Raw genomic sequence first — 24310 nt, forward strand, 5'->3', positions numbered from 1 at the left:
CATGGGTGCCGCTAGAATGGGAGACATGAAGCTGTACACAATAATACTGATCATAACGTCGCTGTGCATGCTGCTTGGCTGTGACGCACAGGACTCGTTTGATAAAATCCAATCAGAGGGAGAATTGGTCGTGGTGAGCCGCAACAGCCCCACCACTTATTACCTAGCCAAAGACGGCCCCACCGGCTTTGAGTATGCTCTAACGGGTCTGCTGGCAGAAGAGATGGGTGTCGCGTTGAGGATCAAAACCGCCTTCAACCTGTATGACCTTTTCACACAGCTGAGCGACAAGGATGCTGATATCGCAGCGGCAGGACTCACCCTTACGGAAGGTCGAGCAGCACGCTACCCCCATTCGATTGCCTATAGCCAGCTTACGCCACAGGTTGTTTATGTCGCAGGCAATTTCAGGCCACGCAGCGTTTCGGACCTAACCACAATGGATATTGTTGTTCTGGCAGAGTCCAGCCACGTCGACACGTTACACACGCTGCAAAAAAATGAGGCTGCCGACCTAACATGGGAGGAGATAGATGAGGCAGACACCATGCAATTACTGGAACTACTCAAATTAGGGCAGGCAGATGTGGCCATCGTCGACTCCAATGAGTTTGCTGTCCAGCAAAGCTTCTACCCACGCCAGAAAGTCGCCTTTGACCTTTATGAAGAACAGGATATGGTGTGGTATCTGGCGCCTGACACCGACAACACGCATCTCATCACATTCATCAACACCTTCTTAGAACGCCTGAACAGTGATGGAACGATGGCGCGGCTGCGGGAAGAACATTTTGGACATAGCGATGGTGTATCGCGCATCAGCGCACACGTGTTTACCCAGAACATGCGGCAAACTTTGCCGCTGTACCGCAGGCTCATCCGACAAGTTGCCACAGAATATCAGATGGACTGGCACCTGCTGGCGGCAATGGCCTATCAAGAGTCGCGCTGGGATCCAAACGCCACCTCCCCTACCGGCGTACGCGGCATGATGATGCTGACAAAACCAACGGCCAGAGAGTTGGGGGTAGAGAATCGCCTGGACGTTAATCAGAGCCTTCGCGGTGGCGCTCGATACCTGAAGGACCTGAAGCGACGCTTGCCCAAAAGATTACAGGAGCCAGATCGAACCTGGATGGCGCTGGCGGCCTACAACATCGGTCTAGGTCATCTGGAGGATGCGCGGGTAATCACTCAACGCCAGGGCAGCAACCCAGATCTGTGGCAGGATGTGATGCAAAGATTGCCGCTTTTACAGGAGTCCAAGTACTATAAAAAAACACGTTACGGCTACGCTCGTGGAAAAGAAGCCGTTACTCTGGTGCAGAACATCCGCCATTACTACAGCATTCTCGTCTGGCAAGATATTCCCGACAACCAACCGACACCGCCACTGCATAGTGAAGATTATTTCCCCGAAGGAATAAACAATTTTCGGCTGCAGACCTTTTAAAATTCTAACTGGCGGGTTTTTGTCAGTGTTAAGCCGCGATAGATTGACTAGCGCCGCGCCTTAAAAAACGCTCGCAGGCGAGCACTGGATTCCTCTGCCAGCACATCAGCCTGCCAACTCATCTGGTGGTTAAACCAGGGCTCGTCTAGTAACGAACAGGCGCTACACACCACACCCGCACGAGGCTCCTTAGCGCCAAATACCAGGTGTGCGATGCGGGCATGCACCAGCGCTCCGGCACACATGGTGCAGGGCTCCAACGTGACATACAGGGTTGCTCCCGACAGACGATAGTTACCAAGGGATCGAGCGGCATCGCGCAAAGCAACAATCTCTGCATGACCACTGGGATCTTGTGTTGCAATGACTTGGTTCCAACCCTCTCCCAGCAACTGCCCATCGCGCACTACAACAGCACCGACCGGAACTTCGCCTTCATTGGCAGCACGATCTGCCAGCGCCAAAGCACGGCGCATCCAATCCTCATGGCTTACAGCCGATGACACTCCATTACTCCCACTCAATAGTTGCAGGGGGTTTACTGCTGATATCGTACGTCACGCGGGAAACACCGGAAATCTCATTAATAATACGATTCGACGTGCGCTCGAGTAATTCATAGGGTAAGTGCGCCCATCGCGCAGTCATGAAGTCCACGGTCTCTACTGCCCGCAGTGCAATAACATACTCATAGCGGCGCGCATCACCGACCACACCCACTGACTTCACCGGCAGGAAAACGGCAAAGGCCTGGCTGGTTTTATGGTAATAATCGTCTCGGTGTAATTCCTCGATAAAAATGGCGTCTGCCAAGCGCAATAGGTCGGCATACTCCCTCTTCACTTCGCCCAGAATCCGAACGCCCAAGCCCGGACCGGGAAAGGGGTGGCGATACACCATGTCATAGGGCAGGCCGAGTTCTAGGCCTATCCTGCGCACTTCATCCTTGAACAATTCACGCAACGGCTCTACCAGTTCAAAACTCATATCATCTGGCAGTCCACCTACATTATGGTGCGACTTGATGTTATGGGCATTGCCGTTTTTGCCTCCAGCGGACTCAATGACATCGGGATAGATTGTGCCCTGAGCCAGCCACTTCACCCCTGTCAGTTTCCCTGCTTCCTCGTCGAACACATCGATGAAGGTATTACCGATGACTTTGCGTTTAGCTTCAGGATCAGAAACGCCTTTTAGTCTGCCTAGAAATAGTTCATCACAATCCCTGCGCAAGACCTTTACCCCCATATTGCGCGCAAACATCTCCATCACCTGGTCGCCTTCATCCAGACGAAGTAATCCGTTATCCACAAACACACAGGTCAGCTGATCGCCAATTGCGCGATGCAACAGGGCCGCCACTACGGACGAATCCACACCGCCTGACAAACCCAACAGTACCTTGTCTGTACCTACCAGGGCTTTTACACGGGCGATAGCGTCGTCAACAATGTTGGCGGGTGTCCAAAGCACCTCACAGCCACACTGCTCAAGTACAAAGTGTTCGAAGATACGAGCACCCTGTAAGGTATGGGTCACCTCAGGGTGAAACTGGATCCCGAAGAAGGGCTTGTCTTTATGTGCCATACCCGCGATGGGACAGCTCGGGGTTTCAGCCATCAATTCGAAGTCCGGCGGTAGCTCCACCACTTTATCTCCGTGACTCATCCACACATCCAGCAGACCTCTGCCATCCTCGGCGGAATGATCGTAGATATCGTGCAACAATCTGCCATTGCCAACCTGCGTTATCTGGGCGTAGCCAAACTCGCTAACAGATGAACCGACCACTGTGCCACCAAATTGCACGGCCATAGTCTGCATGCCATAACATATCCCAAGCACGGGTACGCCCAACGTGAAGACGCAGTCCGGGGCCCGCGGGGATCCTTCGTGAGCCACTGACTCTGGTCCGCCCGACAGGATGATCCCGCTAGGATTAAACGCCAGCACATCTTCTTCGCTCACGTCAAAAGCCCGAATTTCACTGTACACACCCACTTCCCGAACCCGTCGGGCAATCAATTGCGTGTATTGCGAACCAAAATCCAGGATAAGGATTTTCTGGGCGTGAATGTCTGCGCTCATGGTGTGTCCTGACTGAAAAATCGGATGATCACTAATCCAGCAGCTACCACTGCCGGCAAGTGTGCCGCAACCGACACAGAGTCGGTAATGACGTTACTCAAAGCCCTAACTTACCGGATAGTTCGGCGCTTCCTTGGTAATCGACACGTCGTGCACATGGCTCTCAGCCATGCCGGCGCTGGTGACGCGCACGAATTCAGGCTCGGTGCGCATGGCTTCCATGGACGCACTGCCTGTATACCCCATCGCAGAGCGCACGCCTCCCATTAATTGATGAATGATACTGGAGACCGGTCCCTTATAGGGGACACGACCCTCGATACCTTCCGGAACGAGCTTTTCTGCGCCTCTGCTGGTGTCTTGAAAGTAGCGATCAGAGGAGCCCTGTGTCTGGGACATCGCGGCCAAAGAGCCCATTCCTCGATAGGCTTTATAGGTTCTACCCTGGTAGAGCTCCACTTCTCCCGGGGCCTCTTCGGTACCGGCAAACATGCTACCGACCATGATCGAATGTGCTCCTGCCACAATCGCCTTCGCAATGTCGCCTGAGAATCGGATACCGCCGTCAGCAATAACGGGGATACCCGTTCCTTTAAGCGCCTGACTTACGTCGGAGATAGCGGTGATCTGAGGCACCCCGGTACCGGTGACGATGCGCGTAGTACAAATGGAGCCGGGGCCGATACCCACCTTGACGCCATCCACACCGGCCTCTGCCAAAGCAACCGCGGCAGCGGCAGTCGCGATATTGCCACCGATCACCTGCACCGAGGGAAAGCATTTCTTGATCATTTTGATTCTGTTGATCACATTGCGTGAATGTCCGTGCGCCGTATCCACCACGAGCACATCAACACCCACAGCAACCAGCGCCTCTACCCGGTCATCCGTATCCGCACTAGTGCCAATCGACGCCCCCACACGGAGATGACCGTAGGAGTCTTTGCACGCAAGGGGGAAGCTCTCAGCCTTATCGAAATCCTTCACCGTGATCATGCCGCACAGATCAAAGGCATCGTTAACCACCAGCACTTTCTCAATACGGTGTCGATGGAGCAGCTCCTGCACTTGGGCCAGATCAGCGCCCTCCTTCACCGTCACCAGTTTATCGCGAGGCGTCATAATAGCGGAGACCAGCTTTTGTGGGTTAGATTCAAAGCGCACATCGCGACGCGTCACAATACCCACAAGATCCTCGCCGTTAAGCACAGGCACACCGGATATGCCATGAGCGCCCGTTAGAGCAATCAGTTCGGTGATAGTGGCCCCTTGCTGAATAGTAATGGGGTCCTTTACAACACCACTCTCGAACCTTTTAACCTTTCGAACCTGTTCCGCCTGTTCGGCGATCGTCATGCTTTTGTGGATAATGCCGATACCGCCTTCTTGGGCAAGAGCGATAGCCAGGCGAAACTCGGTCACCGTATCCATGGCGGCGGAGACAAGAGGGATATTCAGACTGATACCACGCGTGAGCTGCGTACACAGTGATACGTCGCCAGCAACGACCTCAGAATAGCCTGGAACCAATAGCACATCGTCAAAAGTAAGGGCTTCCTGAGCAATACGCAGCATAAGGGTGGCTCTCCAGCTAGTGAGGATGAATAGAACCCGCAAGTATAAATACAAGTGCACAGGATCACAATTAGCAGAGCGTCAGAAAGCAAGCGAATGCGCTTTAAAACGGAATAAAGTACACTGCCCGATCAAGAAAAAGACAAAGCTGAGTCCACCGTCCATTGAGCACCCCATTTACATCTAGTAACACACCCCCGATGCTCACTGTCAGCCAGCTCAACAGGCAGGCCAAGACGCTGCTGGACAGTCACTTTGACTTTGTCTGGGTCGAGGGCGAAATCAGTAACTTTGCTGCCCCTTCCTCCGGACATTGGTACTTCTCTTTGAAGGATGGCAACGCCCAGGTGCGTTGCGCGATGTTCAAAAATCGCAACCAGCGAGTGAAGTTTACACCCTCAAATGGAGACGCTATACGCCTGCGTTGCCGGGTATCACTCTATGAAGGCCGAGGTGAGTTTCAGTTAATTGTCGAACACCTGGAGCACGCCGGTGCTGGGGCACTGCAGGCCGCATTTGAACAACTCAAGGCCAAATTACTGGCAGAAGGGCTGTTTGAATCAGTGCGCAAGCAGCCCTTGCCCACATCTGTATCACATCTGGGTGTCATTACCTCCCCCACCGGTGCCGCTATTCACGACATACTCACTATTCTTAAGCGACGTTGCCCAGCAATCGATGTGCTCCTGCTCCCCGTACCTGTGCAGGGCGAAGGTGCGGCAGCACTGATCGCCAGCGCCATTGACCGGGCGAATCGGTGGCAAAAGGAAGGCAAAATACAGTTAGATGCGCTGATTATAGGTCGCGGTGGTGGCTCACTCGAGGATCTGTGGGCGTTCAATGAGGAAATAGTCGCTCGCGCCATCGCCGCCAGTGAATTACCTGTCGTCAGCGCCGTCGGGCACGAAGTGGACTTTAGTATTGCCGATATGGCCGCAGATCGTCGGGCCGCCACCCCATCGGCAGCCGCGGAACTCTTGAGCCCTGACCAGCACGAGTGGCAGCAGCGTCTGCAAACAACAGAGGGGAATTTAGTGCGCGCGATCCAGCGCAAGCTCGCCGCTGTGACAACCCACCTCACTCACTTAAGTCAGCGCTTGAAACACCCCGGAGCGCAGCTTCGGGAGCGTGCTCAGCGCCTCGATGAGCTCGAGCAGCGCTTGCTACTGGCCCAAAAAAACGTGTTGCTGAGACATCGTGGAGCAGTAGCACTCCTGGAAAACCGCGTCATGGCGCAATCACCGCTCCCCCGACTAGAACAGCTACAACGCGACACCCTGCTCCGCCGGAAACAGCTGGAGACTGCCATGCGGCAGCGTTTACAGGACTGCGGAAATCGGCTGACCCATATGGCGCAGATGCTTGACTCCCTGAGCCCACTAGGCACGCTGCAGCGCGGTTACGCAATTGTGACGGACAGTAACGGCTTGGTGGTTCGGGAAGCTGGCAGCGTTTCAATTGGGGATGAAATTGAGGCCAGAGTGGCCAACGGCCGTCTAGGCCTAACGGTCAAGCGTGTAGATTGAGCTGAGAGCACCCACATTACGCCCTTGGGCTATAGAGGCATCGCAAATGACTCAAACGGAGCCAGCGCGGCGACGGTGAACCGGCAAGAAGACCTGGGCTTCAAACCAAAGCGGGATTACCGCAACTCGGGCAGGAACAAATAAAAACTGCCTAATACTTCGCCGGCAATCGGGAATTAATAATAATGTGCCGACCCTCGAACCTTATGTACTCACCAATCGTGAGATCTTTGAGGATTCGGGCCACCATCTCTCGTGACGCACCCACACGGTCGGCAATATCCTGCTGCGTCAGTTTCTCGGGTATATAGAGAGAGCCGTCACCGCGCTCTTCAGAAAGGTCCATCAAGACATTGGCCACACGGCCATAAACATCCTGCAGGGCAAGGCTTTTGACATCAGCCGTCAATTTGCGCACACGCTGTGCGAGATTGCGCACCAATTGGCGACCAATATTCGGATGATTATCCAACACCCGGTTAAAGTCTTCCTTGTAGATAATACAAAAACTGGACTTTTCTACCGTGCGAACAGAGGCAGAGCGTGTCGAGTCATCTAGCAGAGCCAACTCACCGAAATAATCTCCGGCGGCCTGAGTGTTCATAATGAACTCCTTGCCGTTTTTGTCGCTGCAGTAAACCTTAACCTTGCCGCTTTCAATCACAAATAGCGAATCTGCCGGATCGTTTTCATGGATAACCACTGTATTTTTAGGAAACGACCGACTTGTACTACTGGCGACCAACGCATTCAGCTCTTCCGCCGCCAGGCCCCGAAATATTTCAACTTGCTGCAACATTTAGTACACCTAATCCCTATACTCAGTGCTATAGATAGTACCTCAAAGTTTTAGCAAAACGCACCCTTGAGAGCAAAATTGGTATGCCACTTTTATAACAGGGGCCTATTTGACGTGTCTAAAGCTCCCAACTGCTCGTTGTAACCCACTTGAGCCAAAAATTGGAAGGATAAGTACAGTGTGCGTGTGCCACCATATTGTTACACTCTGGGCACCTAGACTCGATGGAACTGTGGCCCTGCATGCGCAGAATCGCCCGACACACTAACCCATGACCATCAACACCAGCCCAACCCCAGAATGGATCGACCATATGCGACGCGACTTCGAGGCGTTGCGGCAAGAGTTTTCCATCCACCAGGACCATCTGGGCGAGCTGACACTGGGCGATTTCACCCACATTTTTGACGCCGCCAGCCGCCTTGAACAAATGCTGGATACGTCAGAGCTCGCCACCCATAGTCACGATCTCATGAATGTATTGACGGCGCTGCGCGGCTACGCAGAAATGTTGCGTGAGGATATCGGTGCATCACACTCAAACCTCGATGCCATACTGTCATCGCTGCTAGAGTCGGTACAGGCTGCACACAACGGCAGCACCGTGCAGTCCGCCAATCAAAGTCGGGACATTCAATCGGATCCAGGGTTTATCCTGGCTGTCGATGATCGACAGGAAAACCGAGAGCTGGTCGCGAGAAATCTGTCCCGCATTGGGCACATTGTCATCACCGCCGCCAGCGGTGAAGAGGCACTGCGTGCACTAGAGCAAAGTGATGTAGATGTGGTTCTACTGGATTTAATAATGCCGGGCATGAACGGCCACGAGGTCCTGCGCCGCATCAAGGAGCATCCCGAGTGGAGAGCCACGCCCGTTATTGTAATCTCGGGGAGCCAGGATATGGACGGCATCATCGAGTGCATTGAGGCTGGAGCCGACGACTATTTATTCAAGCCGTTTAATCCCGTGCTGCTGCAGGCTCGCATCAAAGCCGGAATAGAGCGCAAGCGCTGGCACGATAAGGAGCAACAGTATCGCCTCCAACTGGAACGCAATGAAAAATTTATCCGAGCAACTTTTGGGCGTTATCTCTCCGACGAGATCGTGACCGACATCTTGGAGCGCCCGGAAGGACTAGAACTCGGTGGGGACCTGCGCAGAGTCAGCATTATGTTATCTGATATACGCGGCTTCACTTCTCTCAGTGAAAACCTCGCACCGGCTCAAGTTGTCTCGATGCTCAACCGATATCTAGGGGTCATGACAGACATCATCATGGCCCATCATGGCACCATAGACGAATTTATTGGCGATGCTATTCTGGCTGTTTTTGGCGCGCCTCAGTACAGAGATGATGATGCAGATCGTGCCGTAAAGTGTGCCCTTGCGATGCAGGCTGCCATGGCTGACATCAATGCCCTCAACGAAGCCGAAGGATTTCCGGCCATCAGCACGGGCATCGCCATTAATACGGGCGATGTCATTGCGGGCAACATCGGCTCTGAGAGGCGTAGCAAGTACGGTTTTGTAGGGCACCCCATGAACGTAACCTCTCGTATTGAGGATGTCACTGCCGGCGACGAAATCCTGATCTCAGAAAGCACGCTGCAAAGCCTCAAGGGCAATTATCGATTGGGTCGCAGTGAGCAGATAAATGTTAAAGGCATCGATGAAACCATCCTCGTCCATCAGGTCGCCGGAGAAAAAACATGACTGCGGGCCAGCGCATTCTGCTTGTGGAAGATAATGAGCTCAATCGCAACATGATGGTTCGACGACTGAATCGCGCTGGACTCGAAGTCATCACCGCCGGTAACGGTCAACAGGCTCTGGATATCATGCACGCGGAGCAACCCAGTGTGGTCTTAATGGATATGAACCTGCCTGTCCTCGACGGCTGGGCCGCCAGTCGCAGGGCAAAAGAAGATGAGAGCATCCGAGATATCCCCATTATTGCCCTCACCGCGCACGCCACGGAAGCTCACAGAGTGTACGCCATGGAAGCCGGTTGTGATGACTACGCCACCAAGCCAGTGGACTTTCCGGGTTTACTCACCAAGATACGGGAGCTTACTCGCGCATGAGCTTACGTCGTCAACTCACCCTCTCGCTGGTCATTATACTGGTGCTTTTTGCAGTCAATGTGGGGACACACTTCTGGGGCAGCTATGCCCGAAATGAGAGCATGCTAGCCTACCGGAATTCTGTTTCCGCGGCCCAGCTGTCTACAGAAGTGGAGCAACTATTAGAAGATCAGCGACAGCAAATACTCATACTGGCCGCATTGCGCGATACCACCGAGGAGCGACTGGGAGATGCCGAGTTGCAGCGGGCTGAAGATGCGCTAGTCGTTATCAACCAAAAAATTCAGAAACTCGGCAAGTTGAGCCGAGGTGTGACTGGACTCAACTATGACTTGCTCTGGCAGAGTAGCAGCAATTTGCTCAAACGCTGGCTGAAGTTCTACCGGAGCTACAACGACCCAACATTCCAAATGAACATGAATGATCCTCTACCCTTTCTTCAGGCTAGTCAGCGCCTCAGTGAACTGGAACAACGACAAGAATTTATTGCAGCACAACGCTCGGATATTATTGATCGCACTATTGATCTGACTGACCGCATTACGGTCATCGGCTTTTTTTCCTCCATATTCCTCACCGCGACTCTGGGATATTTTTTACTGAGCTATACCAATACGTCATTAAAAAGGCTGAAAAAAGGTACCGAACGTTTTGGAAGTGGCGACCTCAACTATCGCATTGACAATATCGATGACACCGGAGAACTAGGCGATCTAGCAGATGCATTCAATGACATGTCAGACAAGTTGCGTAATGCTATTTACGATGTGCGCAAGGCCAGAGATTCCGCCGACGAGGCCAACGCGGCCAAAAGTATGTTTCTGGCCAACGTCAGCCACGAACTGCGCACTCCACTGAATGCCATTATTGGCTACAGCGAGCTGTTACATGATGAAATGGACGATAAAAGTGAGATAAACCGCCCACAGTTTCAACAGGATCTAGGCACTATTATTCACTCCGGTCGGCAACTACTCTCTCTCATTGATGACATTCTGGATTTATCAAAAATTGAGACAGGGAAAATGTCCCTACACTGTGAGACATTCAATCCCACAGTCATTATTAAACAGGCGTGTGACGTTTTGGCACCGCTGTTAAGAAGTAACCATAATGAGTTGAGAATCAGCGGCTTGGAAGAATTACCTGCGCTTTACAACGATGCCGCAAAATTCAGACAAATTTTCACCAACCTACTAAGCAATGCCAACAAATTCACCCAGGATGGCCATATCAGCGTCAGCGCGCAGGAGGTGCCTGAACGACCAGGCTGGATAACCTTTACCGTAGAGGATACGGGTATAGGCATCACCAGCGACCAAATGTCCTACGTGTTCGATGCTTTCGTTCAAGCCGAGTCGTCTACCAGTGCGAACTATGGGGGTACGGGGCTGGGGCTGGCGATCTCACGCGACTTTTGCATGTTGATGGGAGGAAGCATAACGGTAGAAAGCGAAATCGGCGTTGGCTCGAGTTTCACGGTACTGATTCCTACTGACCCAGAATTAACTCACGCAGCCGCTTAAGCGCTTCCTCACGCTTTTCCAGATTCTCGCTGAGGTCATCCTTTTCGTTCTGCAGCTCGTCGATGTAGTCATGTAACTCCACCAATACTGCCAACGTTCCGCCCAAGATCAGAACTTGCTGGTTCAGCTCGATTCCTTCAGGCACCCGTCTCATTAGGCGACGATAGGCATCAGCCGCAGCTCTCCAATTGTAGTAGGGGCTGTCGGGCAACATCTTTTCATAAGCGATGGCAATGCCCGCCTCCCAGTCCGCCCCGGGGGATGATTCAAGGCGCTGATATCGTCTGAAGTAGTTTACCGCCTCAACATTATCACCTGCCACCATCGCACTAAAACCTTTCTCCAGATAGGTATAATCTACGCCTACATTCTGGTCGTCGACACAGGGTGCTAGGGTCTGATCAGGAAGGTTAAGGGTAATTTCATTAGACGATGACACTTGCGGCGAGTCGATTGCAGGAGACCCAGATGCGCACGCCTGTAGCAATAAAACAATGACACCTAGTACAAAAAAGGAAACGCGAGTCAAAAACAATACTGTGTCCTCAAAGTAAACCACCACCGCCGAGTGTAGCGCATTCAAAATCCCGCTGACAGCTCAATCGAGAGCCTCCTGCACGGGCGCCATAATCTCGGAGCTCACACGCCGGAGGCACTTATTCAGGCCGCATATGAGGAAACAATAATACGTCTCTAATAGAGGACGAATCCGTGAGTAACATCACTAAACGATCAATACCGATTCCCTCACCCGCTGTAGGTGGCAAACCATACTCTAGGGCACGAATATAATCCTGATCAAAGTGCATGGCCTCTTCGTCTCCAGTTTCCTTTTGCGCCACCTGAGACAAGAAGCGCTCGGCCTGATCTTCCGCATCATTGAGCTCGGAAAATCCATTAGCGAGTTCGCGTCCGCCCACAAAAAACTCAAAGCGGTCAGTGACAAAAGGATCTCCGTCACTGCGTCGAGCCAACGGCGAAACTTCTGTCGGATAGGCCGTAATGAAGGTTGGCTGATCCAGCAAGTGTTCCACTGTTTTTTCGAATATCTCTATTTGAACTTTACCCAACTCCCAGCTCTCTTTAAGCGAGATACCCAGGTCTTGCGCAATGAGTCTTGCGGCTGACGCATCAGACAGTTGCTGGGCACTGATGTCCGGATTATGTTGCAAAATAGCGTCAAATACCGTGACCCGAGTAAAGGGTCTGGAAAAATCGTATGTGCCACCCTGATAATACACCGTGGTGCTACCCAACACAGTTTCAGCGAGCTTGCGCAGCATATCCTCCGTCAGATTCATGGCATCTTCATAATCAGCATAAGCCCAGTAGAATTCCAGCATGGTAAACTCGGGATTGTGACGTGTCGAAAGCCCTTCATTGCGAAAACTACGATTAACTTCGAAAACGCGTTCGAACCCACCCACCACCAAGCGCTTCAGATAAAGCTCCGGCGCAATCCTCAGATACATGTCCATATCGAGCGCATTGTGGTGCGTAACGAAAGGTTTAGCCGCCGCTCCCCCAGGGATAACATGCATCATCGGGGTCTCGACTTCCATGAAATCAAGAGCGCTCATGTAATCGCGAATAAATGCGATGATGTTAGAACGCATACGAAATATCTGACGTGACTCGGGGCTCACGATCAGGTCGACATAGCGCTGCCGGTAGCGCAACTCCTGATCTGCCAGCCCGTGATATTTATCCGGCAGGGGACGCAGAGCTTTGGTCAAAAGTCGCGCCTCCTCCATATTGATATAGAGATCGCCTTTACCGGATTTGTGCAACGGACCGGTAGCCCCCACGATATCACCCAGATCCCAGCTCTTAATTTGCGCCAACGCACTTTCGCTCAGTCCTTTGCGGTTGACATACAGTTGTATCTGGTCAGAACCATCCTGAAGCAACAGGAATGAGCCTCGATTGCGGATCAAACGGCCTGCGACCGAGTAAACTCGACTGGCCTGTTCCAACTCCTCCTTGGAACATTCTGAAAATTCACTCAACAGCTTATCCGCCATCGCGGTGCGCCTAAAATCGTTGGGAAACGGATTACCCTGTTCTCTCAGGGCTGCCAGCTTGCCGCGACGCTCAGCGATTAGCTTGTTCTCTTCACGCGCATCACCTGTTCCTTCTCCAGACGCCTGTTCCTGATCACTCATAATACTTCTCACAGTCCGCTTTTTAGTGATGCTTCTATAAATCGGTCAATATCGCCATCGAGTACTGCCTGGGTATTGCTCGTCTCTATTCCGGTACGCAAATCCTTGATACGGGAATCATCTAGCACATAAGAACGAATCTGGCTGCCCCAGCCTATATCTGCTTTGCTGTCTTCCATGGCCTGTTTTTCCGTATTCCGCTTCTGCACTTCCAGTTCATATAACTTGCCACGAAGAAGCTTCATGGCATTGTCGCGATTCTGGTGCTGCGAACGTTCGGTCTGGCACTGTACCACGGTGCCCGTAGGGTTGTGGGTAATGCGCACGGCCGAATCGGTCTTGTTGACATGCTGGCCACCGGCGCCGCTGGCACGGTAGGTATCGGTACGAAGATCAGCAGGGTTGATATCGATTTCAATATTGTCATCGATTTCCGGTGCCACAAAAATCGATGCGAACGATGTGTGCCTACGATTTCCTGAGTCAAAGGGAGATTTGCGGACCAGACGATGCACTCCCGTTTCAGTCCGCAACCAACCAAAGGCATACTCTCCCTCAAATTTGATGGTCGCGCTCTTGATCCCAGCCACATCTCCTCCTGAGGCCTCGATCAATTCAGTCTTAAACCCCTTGTCCTCACCCCAGCGCAGATACATGCGCAACAGCATCTCTGCCCAATCTTGAGCCTCTGTGCCGCCGGAGCCTGACTGGATGTCCAAGAAGGCATTATTGGGGTCCATTTCACCCGAAAACATGCGCCGAAACTCCAGCTGCTCCAGCAATGTGACCAGACTCCCAACCTCACTTTCAATTTCTGCGACTGTTGCCTCATCGTCTTCGCCAGATGCCAATTCAAGTAGATCCCTAGCATCGATGACGTTGGTATCAAGTGTCTCGATGGTATGAACAATGGTCTCAAGCGACACCCTTTCACGCCCCAATTCTCTAGCGCGGTCCGGTTGCTCCCAGACACTGGGCTCAGCCAATTCCAGTTCTACTTCGGCCAGACGTTCCTTACGCTGATCAAAGTCAAAGATACCCCCTCAGTACGCCAGCGCGCACCTGAATATCTTTTAATTGCATCAGAAGAGGATTGATCTCAAGCATGTTATAAAACCGCGCTATACAAAGGCGGCATTCTACCCCAGCAGCAGGCAGCGGGACAGAGAAAACAGCCTGGAGTCGCCCATCCAGGCTCGCAGCCGAAGCGTCTAAAGCGGGCTTATCGCCACTAGATGCTCAACCATAAGCTGTACCGAGCGCTGCCCCCGAAACTCGTTTACATCAAGACGGTAGGCAATTTCAACTTGTTCGACTTCCGGGGCTGGCCAGATATCCAGGTCGACGTTAAAGGCGATGGCATCCAGTAATGATGCACTGCCAACGGGTGCCAATACCAGTTTGAGGTGCTTCTGCCCTACCAAGCGCTGACTGACCACTGAAAAACAACCGTCAAACATGGGCTCTGGGAAATGCTGCCCCCAGGGTCCCGCAAAACGAAGCTTGGTAGCCAACTCCAGCTCAAATTCATCCGGCGCCAGCGCTCCATCCGATTCAATCACTGCCTGCAAGTGCACATCTTCTGCATGGCGCGCGACCTCTGCAACAAAGGCAACAGAAAATGCCTCGTAGTCCTCTCTTCGCAGCGTGAGACCCGCTGCCATAGCATGACCCCCGAAGCGGGTAATAAGGCCGGGATGGCGGGTGGCGACAGCATCCAGAATGTCGCGAATATGAATGCCCGCAATGGAACGGGCCGAACCCTTGATGTCGCCCGAATCACCGTCGGCAAATGCTATCGTCGGACGGTGTAGCCGATCCTTTATACGTGACGCTAGGATGCCGATGACGCCCTGATGCCATCCACTCTGGTAGAGCGTCATAGCGACGGGCAGGTCCGCACCTCCTTCCAGCGACAGCCTTGCTAATATTGCTATGGCCTCTGCCTGCATGTCCTGCTCGATAACCCGGCGATCCTGGTTGAGCTGATGCAGCCTGTCAGCCTGCGCGCGCGCGCCTACCAGACTCTCGCAAAGTAGGCATTCAATGCCAATGGACATATCTTCCAGGCGTCCCGCCGCATTAATACGCGGCCCGACCGCAAATCCGAGGTCCGATGCGACTACCGAGTGAGGCTGGCGGGATGCCACTTCAAGTAGCGCCAAAATACCGGGACGGCATTGGCTTGCGCGAATCCGTCTTAGACCCTCTGCGACCAGAATGCGGTTATTGCGATCCAGTGGCACAACATCCGCAACAGTTCCCAGTGCGACCAGATCCAGATACTGGGCCAAATTGACCTCCGGACGTTGTTCAAACCACCCTCTGGAACGCAGTTCGGCTCGCAGCGCCAGCATAATATAAAAAATAACGCCAACACCTGCGAGATTTTTGCTGGGAAACCCACACCCGGGCTGATTAGGGTTCACAATGACGTCCGCCATGGGAAGCTCTCGACCTGCTAAATGGTGGTCGGTGATAAGTGTACTGATACCAAATTCCCTGGCCGCGGCCACCCCCTCCAGACTGGATATACCGTTATCCACGGTAATAATCAGGTCGGGTTTATCGACGGCCGCGAGTGCAACAATCTCTGGGGTCAGGCCGTAGCCATACTCAAAGCGATTGGGCACCAGGTAGTCGACATGACCGGCGCCAAAGGCTGTGAGGACCGAGACCGCAAGTGCAGTGCTAGTAGCGCCATCTGCATCAAAGTCGCCAATAACAACAATCCTATCGTCACGGGAAAGTGCATCTGCCAGCATCGCCGCCGCGCGGTCGGCGTTAAGCAACAGCATTGGGGGTTGCAGGCACTCCAGAGATAGATCCAATTGCCCGCATGAATCGACACCGCGTCCGCTGTAGACCCGCGCCAACAATGGATGGATATCGGTATCGGAAAAATGTTCTGTAGAGACAGTCTCCCGGCGGCGAATATGTTTCTGCACTTTGCGGGCGGCCTGGGTCAGGCGTTAATGTTAGCCGCGATAAACTCCTGAACCGCCGCCAGATCGTTGGGCAGGACTTGGAATCGCTCGCTGCGTTCAAACAGGTCACTCAAATGTAGTGGCAGGGCAACGGCTTGTGTCAGACCCGCACTTTTGATCGCCTCTGGAAATTTCGCAGGATGTGCAGTCGCCATGGTAATCATCGGAATCCCTGCTGCGACATCACTGTCCAAAGCCGCTTTCACACCAATGGCACTGTGCGGATCCAGCAGGTATTCACATCCTCGCCAGGTACTGGCGATCTGCTGACACGTTTCCTCATCCGAGACGCATTGGCTGCTAAACAAAGAGCGCGCCTGCTTCATCGCAGTCTCGTTCAAGCTTATATCACCATGGTCGAATTGCTGCATCAAGTCGGCGATGGCCGCGCCGTCTCGACCATACAGATCGAATAACAGTCGCTCAAAATTGCTTGAAACCGTAATGTCCATACTCGGGGATAACGAATGCTCCAGCGGTTGACGACCATACGTATTGCCCGTCATCACGCGATGCAACACATCGTTGCGATTGGTCGCGATAATCAGGCGCTCAATGGGCAAACCCATTTGTCGCGCAAGATAACCCGCAAAAATATCGCCAAAATTTCCTGTGGGCACTGAGAACGCGACTGGACGAGCGGGCGCACCCAGAGCGACTGCAGCATAAAAATAATACACGATCTGGACCATAATCCGCGTCCAGTTAATGGAGTTGACTGCCACGAGCTGGCGGCCATCGGGAAGAAAACTCTGGTCACCAAAACTGGCTTTCACCATCGCTTGGCAATCATCAAAGTTACCTTCTACCGCCAGGTTATGGATATTGTCTCCGTGTACAGTCGTCATCTGCCGCCGCTGCACGTCAGACACTCTATTATTGGGATGAAGTATGAATATGTCGACATTCTTACAGTGCTTGCAACCCTCAATCGCAGCTGAACCGGTATCGCCCGAGGTGGCGCCCAATATCACCACTTTTTGCTTTTTACGCTCCAATACGTAGTCCAGCAAGCGCCCAAGCAACTGCAACGCGAAGTCCTTGAAAGCCAGAGTTGGCCCATGGAATAATTCCAGTATCCACTGGTCCGAATCGACCTGTACCAGAGGGGCCACCGCGTTATGGCGAAACTCAGCGTAGGTTTCCACCACCATCGCGCGCAGGTCATCCGCAGGAATACAGTCGTGCACAAAAGGTGTAATAATTTTTTGCGCTAGCTGTGGATAATCAAGCGTAGCCATGGCCGCGATTTCCTCATGGGAAAAACGGGGCAGGGTCTCAGGCACATACAACCCACCATCCGAAGCCAGGCCCGTCAGAAGGACCTGTTCAAAATTGAGCACAGGCGCCTGCCCTCTGGTGCTAATGTATTTCACGTGTCGCTGATCCTTTGTTAAGCCCTAACTAACTAACTGACTAACCGTCCAGTGCTTCCACCCGAATGCGCGTGACCTTGCCGCTAATTGTCTCCAATGCTTCTATTTCACACACGGCGATATCCACGCTGTCCTGGGGTGCCTTGTTGGTAAGCACGATGAGCGACACCAGAGTCTGGCCCTGCCCGGGTGCTCTTTGGATCAATGCCTCTATGCTGATGCCCTGCTCGCTGAAAATACTGGCGACCCTGGACAGCACACCCGGCTTGTCGGCTACTTCCATGCGCAAGTACCAGGGGGTTTTTACTTTTTCAATCGGTATAATGGGCAGGCTTCGCAAATCAGCTAAAGCGACGCCAAGGGCCGGTAACCGCGCACTGACGCCCACACCAACATCTCGGGCCAGATCGATCAGATCAGCAACCACTGCCGATGCTGTGGGTTGGGCACCCGCGCCGGCACCATAATACAGTGTAGGCCCCACCGCGCTGCCTTCTACGAGAATTGCATTTTTTATGCCATCGACATCCGCCAGCAACAGATCATCAGGTATCAGCGTTGGATGCACGCGCAATTCAACGCCTTCATCCGTTTGTTTCGCAATACCTAGGTGCTTGATGATATACCCCAGTTCCAAGGCATACCCAACATCCTGTGTTGTCAGCTCAGTAATGCCTTCGGTGTAGACGGCATCAAATTGCAACGGCATACCAAACGCTAGCGAGGCGAGAATAACCAGCTTATGCGCCGCATCGGTGCCCTCTACGTCAAAGGCTGGGTCGGCCTCCGCATAACCCAGGGACTGAGCTTCGGCCAGTACATCCGCAAATTCCCGCCCTCTGTCGCGCATTTCAGTGAGGATATAATTTCCAGTGCCGTTGATAATACCTGCAAGCCATTCAATGCGATTTGCCGCTAGGCCTTCACGCATGGCTTTGACAATAGGAATACCACCAGCGATCGCAGCCTCATAACGCACATCCACACCGTGCTTCTCTGCCAGTGCGAAGATCTCGTTACCAAACTCCGCAATCAGGGCCTTATTGGCGGTGACTACATGCTTACCGGCAATAATCGCTGCTTCTACCAGTTCGCGAGCAACAGTCGTGCCGCCGATCAGCTCCACGAGAATATCGACCTCGGGGTCGCGAGCCACCTCAAATATGTCTCGGCTGACACGGATACCGGCTAGATCACAGGCCGGACTGTCGTGGCGGGCGCCGACATGAATCACCTGCAACCGAGCCGCTGCGCGCGCTGCTATAAGCTCCGCGTTGTCTCGCAAGACATTCAATGTGCCACCTCCGACTGTGCCTACGCCGCAAATGCCTATGTTGACTGATTTCACTATCGTTCCTACTTTAAATAGTCGCGCTGCAAGCCCATCGTCGTTCAGGCAACGCCGTTATTTTTAAACATCCGCTTAATGTTGCGAATCGCCTGGCGTGTGCGGTGCTCATTTTCAATCAAGCCAAAGCGCACATAGCCCTCGCCGTACTCCCCAAAACCAATACCCGGGGAAACCGCTACCTGAGCCTCGGTTAATAGCTTTTTACTAAACTCAACTGAGCCCAATTCTTGATAGAACTGCGGAATCTTGGCCCAGAGGAACATGGTAGCCTTTGGTGGAGTGACCTCCCAGCCAATGGCGTTGAGGCCGCTGCATAACACATCCCGACGCGACTGATACATTGCTACAATTTGCGCCACACAACTTTGATCGCCCTCTAATGCAGCAATCGCAGCAACCTGAATGGGCGTGAACATACCGTAATCAAGATAGGACTTCATCCGCGCCAGAGCACTGATCAGTACTTTATTTCCAACACAAAAACCGACGCGCCAACCCGGCATGTTGTAGCTTTTGGACATACTAAAAAACTCAACAGCGATATCCCGCGCGCCTTCCACTTGCAGAATCGAAGGAGCCACATAGCCGTCATAACACAGATCGGCATACGCCAGATCTTGGACCACCCAGATCGAATGCTCCCGCGCAATTTTGATCACTCTTTCATAGAATTCCAATTCCACACACTGTGCAGTAGGATTGGAAGGAAAGTTCAGCACCAACATCTTGGGACGCGGCCAACTGGTGAATATCGCCTTTTCCAGCTCAGCGAAGAATTCTTCCTCATTCTCACCCATAGGCACATGACGGATATCTGCACCAGAAATCACAAAACCATAGGGATGAATGGGGTAAGACGGATTCGGTACCAATATGGCATCACCAGGGCCGGTCGTGGCCAATGCCAGATGGGCCAGGCCTTCCTTCGATCCGAGCGTCACTATTGCTTCAGTAGTAGGATCCAGTAAGACATCAAAGCGCCGCTGATACCAGTCACAGATTGCCTTACGCAAGCGGGGTATACCTTTGGACTGGGAATAACCGTGGGTGTCGCCACGACGAGCTGTTTCCACCAGTTTATCCACAATATGTTCAGGCGTGGGCTGATCAGGATTGCCCATACCGAAGTCGATAATGTCCTGCCCAGCCGCGCGAGCCTGCTGCTTGAGGTCACCGATAATATTAAAAACGTATGGCGGCAGACGCTCGATACGCCGAAATTGGTCATCCACAATTATCTGACTCTACTGGGCGCTCCAGCAGTCGCGCCATGATTAAAAAAACGAAGCAAACAGTACTGAGTCAGCCTCCTACTGTCAACGCGGCAAGGCCCAGTCGGGCATTATTGACCAGATTCTGAGTTCAATCCCAGGATAGTAATCAATTGATCAGCCGGCCTATAACCGGGAATCATTTCTCCCGTCTCGGTAATGATGGCTGGCGTACCGTTCACACCCATCTCCTGACCAAGCTTAAATTGTGCAGCGACCGGGTTGTCCTTACAGATGTTTTCAGGCACTGACTGTTTGCTCTTTAACTGGGTCAATGTTTCCTGCGGATTATCGGCACACCAGGCACTGACAAGCTGATTGAATCCAGGCGAGCCTGCACCCGCTCGCGGATACGCCAGGTAGCGCACTTCGATGCCATTCTTGTTGAGTTCAGGTACCTCCTGATGCAGCTTCTGACAATAGAAACAGGTGACATCGGTAAACACGTAGATATAAGCGCGGGTCTCGCCTTCCGGAGAAAAGATGATCATGTCATCCCGATCTACTTTTGCCAGTATTTCCACTCGCTCCTGGTCGCGACGTTGCTCAGCCAAATTAACATAGCCTGCCGGGCCGACAGAGTAGAGATCACCCACAATGAAAAAATCACCCTTTAAGGTAGAGTACACTAGCGGACCTTCTTTCAATTGCACCTCGACCACACCCGGCATTTCGCTCATTTGAGCACTGATCACCTCGACACCCCCCACATTCAGCGCAGTGCGCAACGCATCCAGCTCGGCCTTGTCCAACGGCTCTGCGGCCAACCCAAGCGGTGCAACCGTCATCAGTATCGCCATCAACGCCAACTTCAAAGTTCGGTAAGTCATTCTCTGTTCCTTTTCTGCGTGGGCTTCTTCCCCACAATCATTGTTTAAAAACCACGTTCATTGGAGCAGGGTTCGCCCCATTAGTTCCTCAACCGCGAGGATGGTGTTGCTCGTGTAACTCCTGCATGCGCTGCTGTGCGACATGAGTATAAATCTGTGTTGTGGAAAGGTCGCTGTGCCCCAGCAGCATTTGCACCACTCTAAGGTCAGCGCCGTGATTCAGCAAATGCGTGGCAAATGCATGGCGCAGAGTATGGGGTGACAAGTGTTTCTTGATGCCTGCTCGCTCTGCATAGATTTTAATACGATACCAGAAGGTCTGGCGAGTCATTTGTGTCCCTCGGCGACTGGGGAACAATGCCTCGCATGGAATATCCTTCAGTAACTCTGCCCGTGGACCCGCCAGATAACGCTGCAACCACCGCAGGGCCTCTTCACCAACCGGCACCAGCCTTTCTTTACTGCCCTTACCGAATACCCGCACAACACCCTGATTCATACTCAGTTGCACCATTTGCAAACTCGTCAGTTCACTCACCCGCAAACCGCAGGCATACAACAATTCCAGCATGGTGCGATCACGCAATTCGAGCACGACATCCAAATCTGGAGCCTGTAAAAGCCGATCCACTTCCGCTTCGGACAATGCCTTTGGCAGAGGCCGCCCCAAACGAGGGCTGTCCACATCCAGCGTGGGGTCGAGGCTAAGACTCCCCTCACGCAACAGGTAGTGGTAGAAACCGCGCGCGCAAGACAGGAAGCGCGCACTGGAGCGAGGCGACTGACCCTGCTGGAGGCGGGCTCCCAAGTAAGCCTGAAGGGTTGACCGTGTCGCTTGAGTAATCGTACTACCGTCCCTCTTCAGCAGCCACTCATTAAACTGCCTGAGATCACGACGATAGGAAGATAAGGTATTGTTACTTAAGCCTTTTTCCATCCACATGGCGTCGATATAACGTTCGATATCCGGGTGTATCAGGGGGTCCAAAGGCATGTATTTACCCTATCACAATGGTTGCATTGAGCTTACCACCGAACTCCCTTCTCTCACCATCCGCCAGACTCATTGCATCAAACGCAAAAAAGCGGCCCTTAGGCCGCCTTCAGCACCCGCAATAACCGTAGTAACGTGCTACAGCTTTTCCTTAATGCGCGCAGCGCGACCGCTCAACTCTCGCAAGTAATACAGTTTTGCCTGACGCACGTCTCCTCGACGCTTGACAGCAATACTTTGCACCATTGGACTGTAGGTCTGAAACGTACGCTCTACGCCCACACCGTGAGAGATCTTACGCACAGTGAACGCAGAGTTCAGCCCGCGGTTGCGTTTGGCGATACAAACGCCCTCAAAACCCTGCAAACGCTCACGGGTACCCTCGATGACTTTCACCTGAACAACCACGGTATCACCGGGGCTGAACTCTGGAAGCTCCTTCCCCATCTGCTCTGCATCAAGCTCGGATATGATCTTGTTAGTGCTCATGTGGTACTCCTGTTAAATAACTCTGCAGCTTCACAGTTAGTGCTCTGTTGATAATGTCCGTTCGCGAATATATTCCGCCAACAATGTCTCTTCTTCGACTCTCATGAGCCTGCCCTGCAACAGCTCCGGGCGACGCTCATAGGTCCTTCCCAATGCTTGCTTCAAGCGCCAGCGGCGAATCTCTTCATGATTACCGCTTAACAATACGTCTGGCACACTCCTTCCCTGATAGGTTTCGGGCCGAGTGTAATGCGGGCAATCCAACAGCCCGTCTACAAAAGAGTCCTCAAGCGCAGACGCCTCATGCCCCAATACACCAGGCAGTTGCCGCGTCACCGCATCGATGACCACCATGGCGGCCAATTCGCCACCACTCAATACATAATCGCCAATGGACAGCTCCTCATCCACCTCGGCCTCTATCAAGCGCTCGTCAACCCCTTCGTAGCGCCCTGCAACTAGAACCAGTCCTTCCAGGCCAGCCAGCTCCATGGCTTTGCCATGATCGAATGCCTGCCCCTGGGGCGAGAGATAGATCACCCGCGTATTCGATCCTGCCGTAATCCTTGCTGCGGCAATCGCCTGCTGCAAGGGATCCATTTTCATTAACATTCCCGGGCCGCCGCCGTAAGGCCTGTCATCCACCGTTCGATGGGCGTCCACCGTATAATCACGAGGATTACAGACGCTCAGGTTAACCTGACCCTGCCTGACCGCCCTTCCAACAACGCCATAGTCGCCTACCGCGGCAAACATTTCTGGAAACAGACTCACCAGTGCAATACGCATTGTGTCCCGCCCAGGGCGCTCAGTCGGCCCCTCAGTCGTCGTCGAGGAACCAATCAACCTCAATCACCGCCTCATCAAGATCTACCCGAATCACTGTATTGCCGGGCAAATAGGGAATCAGACGTTCCCGCATATCTATACTGCCTTCACAGGCTTTGACAACCAACACATCGTTGGCGCCCGTCTCAATCAGATGGTCCACTAAACCCACCAACACCGTGTCATCGCCGTCCTGACACCGGACCCGCAAGCCCTGCAGATCACGCCAGTAGTACTCTCCTTGCGGCAACACAGGTAAAGCACTTACCGGCACCGACACCTCCAATCCTTTGTAGGATTCCGCGAGGGTCCGATCATCCACTCCTGCGATGTGGGCAACTAAGCCCCTGCCGTGGCGCTTAAGCGTATCAAACTCAATCGGCTCAAAGACTCCTCGGCGCATCACCTGCCAAGCGCCAAAGCCTTGGAAATTTTCCAGCGGCTCCGTATACGAATGGATTTTTACCCAACCTTTAAGGCCATAACAGCCGGTCACTTTACCGACCACCAACATCTCTTTGACAGCGGACTCTTTCATTAAACTAGTCCGTGTTCAGCCAGACTGGCCTATCAGGCCGCGACAGCGACATCCTTGAGCAACTTGGCCACACGGTCTGAAACCTGCGCGCCCTGGCCTCGCCAGTACTCAACGCGGTCAGTATCGACGCGCAAACGCTCCTCCTGACCACGTGCGGTCGGATTAAAAAAGCCGACACGCTCTATAAAGCGTCCGTTACGCGAGCAACGGCTATCAGTCACGGTAAGGTGGTAAAAAGGGCGCTTCTTGGCGCCACCTCGAGCAAGACGAATTGTTACCATTTTACGTAATTTCCTAAAATAAGCGGGGACACGCTGCGATATTGCAGTAACACCCACGACGAAAACCAGCTGGCAAGCCGGAAAGGTGGCGTATCATACGGAAAATACGTCGAGTATTAAACCCCAGAACACGTTATTTTTAACCTAA

Annotated in this window: 22 protein-coding genes; 5 read left to right on the top strand and 17 right to left on the bottom strand. The window is 53.0% G+C overall.

Features of this window, described 5'->3' with window-relative positions; genetic code table 11:
- Position 1 precedes the first annotated feature (1 nt).
- Positions 2-1453, top strand: a complete 1452-nt coding sequence (gene mltF, locus ABXT62_RS11225; RefSeq protein ID WP_415355379.1) for a membrane-bound lytic murein transglycosylase MltF — start codon at positions 2-4, stop codon at positions 1451-1453.
- Between the two features lie 47 nt (positions 1454-1500).
- Here the strand turns inward: mltF and tadA are convergent, their stop codons facing one another.
- The 3 genes from tadA to guaB form a co-directional block, all read right to left on the bottom strand.
- Positions 1501-1959 carry a tRNA adenosine(34) deaminase TadA gene (gene tadA / locus ABXT62_RS11230; RefSeq protein ID WP_415355380.1) on the bottom strand — a complete coding sequence of 153 codons (459 nt, stop codon included), beginning with the start codon at positions 1957-1959 and terminating at the stop codon, positions 1501-1503.
- A 4-nt stretch (positions 1960-1963) separates the two neighbouring features.
- Positions 1964-3541 carry a glutamine-hydrolyzing GMP synthase gene (guaA, locus tag ABXT62_RS11235; RefSeq protein WP_415355381.1) on the bottom strand — a complete coding sequence of 526 codons (1578 nt, stop codon included), beginning with the start codon at positions 3539-3541 and terminating at the stop codon, positions 1964-1966.
- A gap of 105 nt (positions 3542-3646) precedes the next feature.
- Positions 3647-5116 (bottom strand): IMP dehydrogenase, encoded by a 1470-nt coding sequence (guaB, locus tag ABXT62_RS11240; RefSeq protein WP_415355382.1) that lies wholly within the window; start codon positions 5114-5116, stop codon positions 3647-3649.
- 200 nt (positions 5117-5316) lie between these two features.
- Here guaB and xseA point away from each other — a divergent pair, with 200 nt between their 5' ends.
- On the top strand, positions 5317-6642 hold the full coding sequence (xseA, locus tag ABXT62_RS11245; RefSeq protein ID WP_415355383.1) for an exodeoxyribonuclease VII large subunit: 1326 nt from the start codon (positions 5317-5319) through the stop codon (positions 6640-6642).
- 151 nt (positions 6643-6793) lie between these two features.
- On the opposite strand, the gene ABXT62_RS11250 is transcribed toward xseA, so the two are convergent.
- Positions 6794-7441 carry a Crp/Fnr family transcriptional regulator gene (locus tag ABXT62_RS11250; protein ID WP_415355384.1) on the bottom strand — a complete coding sequence of 216 codons (648 nt, stop codon included), beginning with the start codon at positions 7439-7441 and terminating at the stop codon, positions 6794-6796.
- A 313-nt stretch (positions 7442-7754) separates the two neighbouring features.
- Between ABXT62_RS11250 and ABXT62_RS11255 the strand changes: the two genes are divergently transcribed.
- From ABXT62_RS11255 to ABXT62_RS11265, 3 genes are read left to right on the top strand one after another with little or no spacing between them, the layout of a single operon-like run.
- Positions 7755-9155 (top strand): adenylate/guanylate cyclase domain-containing protein, encoded by a 1401-nt coding sequence (locus tag ABXT62_RS11255; RefSeq protein WP_415355385.1) that lies wholly within the window; start codon positions 7755-7757, stop codon positions 9153-9155.
- Complete coding sequence (locus ABXT62_RS11260) at positions 9152-9526, top strand: response regulator (RefSeq protein WP_415355386.1); 375 nt, start codon at positions 9152-9154, stop codon at positions 9524-9526. The genes ABXT62_RS11255 and ABXT62_RS11260 overlap by 4 nt, the downstream gene beginning before the upstream one ends.
- The gene (locus ABXT62_RS11265) at positions 9523-11052 is read left to right on the top strand and encodes an ATP-binding protein (protein WP_415355387.1); all 1530 of its coding nucleotides are present in this window, start codon (positions 9523-9525) and stop codon (positions 11050-11052) included. The genes ABXT62_RS11260 and ABXT62_RS11265 overlap by 4 nt, the downstream gene beginning before the upstream one ends.
- Here ABXT62_RS11265 and ABXT62_RS11270 read toward each other — a convergent pair.
- The 13 genes from ABXT62_RS11270 to rpsP all read right to left on the bottom strand — a co-directional run bounded on the left by ABXT62_RS11270 (position 11018) and on the right by rpsP (position 24162).
- Positions 11018-11635 carry a hypothetical protein gene (locus tag ABXT62_RS11270; protein ID WP_415355388.1) on the bottom strand — a complete coding sequence of 206 codons (618 nt, stop codon included), beginning with the start codon at positions 11633-11635 and terminating at the stop codon, positions 11018-11020. The genes ABXT62_RS11265 and ABXT62_RS11270 overlap by 35 nt on opposite strands.
- Before the next feature lie 73 nt (positions 11636-11708).
- Positions 11709-13217 carry a lysine--tRNA ligase gene (gene lysS, locus ABXT62_RS11275; RefSeq protein WP_415355389.1) on the bottom strand — a complete coding sequence of 503 codons (1509 nt, stop codon included), beginning with the start codon at positions 13215-13217 and terminating at the stop codon, positions 11709-11711.
- 8 nt (positions 13218-13225) lie between these two features.
- Positions 13226-14324 (bottom strand): peptide chain release factor 2 gene (prfB, locus tag ABXT62_RS11280; RefSeq protein ID WP_415355390.1). Its coding sequence is split into 2 segments (ribosomal slippage): positions 13226-14248 and positions 14250-14324, totalling 1098 coding nucleotides; the frame shifts between segments, so codons are not numbered across the junction.
- Positions 14325-14428: 104 nt separating this feature from the next.
- Positions 14429-16165, bottom strand: a complete 1737-nt coding sequence (gene recJ, locus ABXT62_RS11285) for a single-stranded-DNA-specific exonuclease RecJ (RefSeq protein WP_415355391.1) — start codon at positions 16163-16165, stop codon at positions 14429-14431.
- A gap of 17 nt (positions 16166-16182) precedes the next feature.
- Positions 16183-17580, bottom strand: coding sequence for a threonine synthase (gene thrC / locus ABXT62_RS11290; RefSeq protein ID WP_415355392.1), 1398 nt, complete (start codon positions 17578-17580; stop codon positions 16183-16185).
- A gap of 40 nt (positions 17581-17620) precedes the next feature.
- A complete protein-coding gene (locus ABXT62_RS11295) occupies positions 17621-18928 on the bottom strand; it encodes a homoserine dehydrogenase (RefSeq protein ID WP_415355393.1) in 1308 nt (435 codons plus the stop codon).
- Positions 18929-18972: 44 nt separating this feature from the next.
- Complete coding sequence (gene alaC / locus ABXT62_RS11300; protein ID WP_415355394.1) at positions 18973-20163, bottom strand: alanine transaminase; 1191 nt, start codon at positions 20161-20163, stop codon at positions 18973-18975.
- A 110-nt stretch (positions 20164-20273) separates the two neighbouring features.
- On the bottom strand, positions 20274-21032 hold the full coding sequence (locus ABXT62_RS11305; protein ID WP_415355395.1) for a DsbC family protein: 759 nt from the start codon (positions 21030-21032) through the stop codon (positions 20274-20276).
- Positions 21033-21120: 88 nt separating this feature from the next.
- Positions 21121-22020, bottom strand: a complete 900-nt coding sequence (xerD, locus tag ABXT62_RS11310) for a site-specific tyrosine recombinase XerD (RefSeq protein WP_415358202.1) — start codon at positions 22018-22020, stop codon at positions 21121-21123.
- 144 nt (positions 22021-22164) lie between these two features.
- Positions 22165-22515 (bottom strand): 50S ribosomal protein L19, encoded by a 351-nt coding sequence (gene rplS / locus ABXT62_RS11315; RefSeq protein ID WP_415355396.1) that lies wholly within the window; start codon positions 22513-22515, stop codon positions 22165-22167.
- Positions 22516-22551: 36 nt separating this feature from the next.
- Entirely contained in the window at positions 22552-23304 is a 753-nt protein-coding gene (trmD, locus tag ABXT62_RS11320; protein WP_415355397.1) for a tRNA (guanosine(37)-N1)-methyltransferase TrmD, read from the bottom strand.
- 31 nt (positions 23305-23335) lie between these two features.
- Positions 23336-23881: a ribosome maturation factor RimM gene (gene rimM / locus ABXT62_RS11325; RefSeq protein ID WP_415355398.1), complete on the bottom strand. Its 546-nt coding sequence runs from the start codon at positions 23879-23881 to the stop codon at positions 23336-23338.
- A 32-nt stretch (positions 23882-23913) separates the two neighbouring features.
- Positions 23914-24162: a 30S ribosomal protein S16 gene (rpsP, locus tag ABXT62_RS11330; RefSeq protein ID WP_415355399.1), complete on the bottom strand. Its 249-nt coding sequence runs from the start codon at positions 24160-24162 to the stop codon at positions 23914-23916.
- Positions 24163-24310: the final 148 nt, after the last annotated feature.

The organism is Halioglobus sp. Uisw_031 (genome assembly GCF_047729875.1).
Lineage (GTDB): Bacteria > Pseudomonadota > Gammaproteobacteria > Pseudomonadales > Halieaceae > Marimicrobium.

What these genes read in the sequence shown, in the direction of transcription:
- ABXT62_RS11305 (WP_415355395.1), bottom strand. Translation starts at nt 21,032, where the DNA reads ATGACTTACCGAACTTTGAAGTTGGCGTTGATGGCGATACTGATGACG.
- ABXT62_RS11265 (WP_415355387.1), top strand. Translation starts at nt 9,523, where the DNA reads ATGAGCTTACGTCGTCAACTCACCCTCTCGCTGGTCATTATACTGGTG.
- guaB (WP_415355382.1), bottom strand. Translation starts at nt 5,116, where the DNA reads ATGCTGCGTATTGCTCAGGAAGCCCTTACTTTTGACGATGTGCTATTG.
- guaA (WP_415355381.1), bottom strand. Translation starts at nt 3,541, where the DNA reads ATGAGCGCAGACATTCACGCCCAGAAAATCCTTATCCTGGATTTTGGT.
- trmD (WP_415355397.1), bottom strand. Translation starts at nt 23,304, where the DNA reads ATGCGTATTGCACTGGTGAGTCTGTTTCCAGAAATGTTTGCCGCGGTA.
- rimM (WP_415355398.1), bottom strand. Translation starts at nt 23,881, where the DNA reads ATGAAAGAGTCCGCTGTCAAAGAGATGTTGGTGGTCGGTAAAGTGACC.
- lysS (WP_415355389.1), bottom strand. Translation starts at nt 13,217, where the DNA reads ATGAGTGATCAGGAACAGGCGTCTGGAGAAGGAACAGGTGATGCGCGT.
- ABXT62_RS11255 (WP_415355385.1), top strand. Translation starts at nt 7,755, where the DNA reads ATGCGACGCGACTTCGAGGCGTTGCGGCAAGAGTTTTCCATCCACCAG.
- mltF (WP_415355379.1), top strand. Translation starts at nt 2, where the DNA reads ATGGGTGCCGCTAGAATGGGAGACATGAAGCTGTACACAATAATACTG.
- rpsP (WP_415355399.1), bottom strand. Translation starts at nt 24,162, where the DNA reads ATGGTAACAATTCGTCTTGCTCGAGGTGGCGCCAAGAAGCGCCCTTTT.
- rplS (WP_415355396.1), bottom strand. Translation starts at nt 22,515, where the DNA reads ATGAGCACTAACAAGATCATATCCGAGCTTGATGCAGAGCAGATGGGG.
- ABXT62_RS11250 (WP_415355384.1), bottom strand. Translation starts at nt 7,441, where the DNA reads ATGTTGCAGCAAGTTGAAATATTTCGGGGCCTGGCGGCGGAAGAGCTG.
- ABXT62_RS11260 (WP_415355386.1), top strand. Translation starts at nt 9,152, where the DNA reads ATGACTGCGGGCCAGCGCATTCTGCTTGTGGAAGATAATGAGCTCAAT.
- xseA (WP_415355383.1), top strand. Translation starts at nt 5,317, where the DNA reads ATGCTCACTGTCAGCCAGCTCAACAGGCAGGCCAAGACGCTGCTGGAC.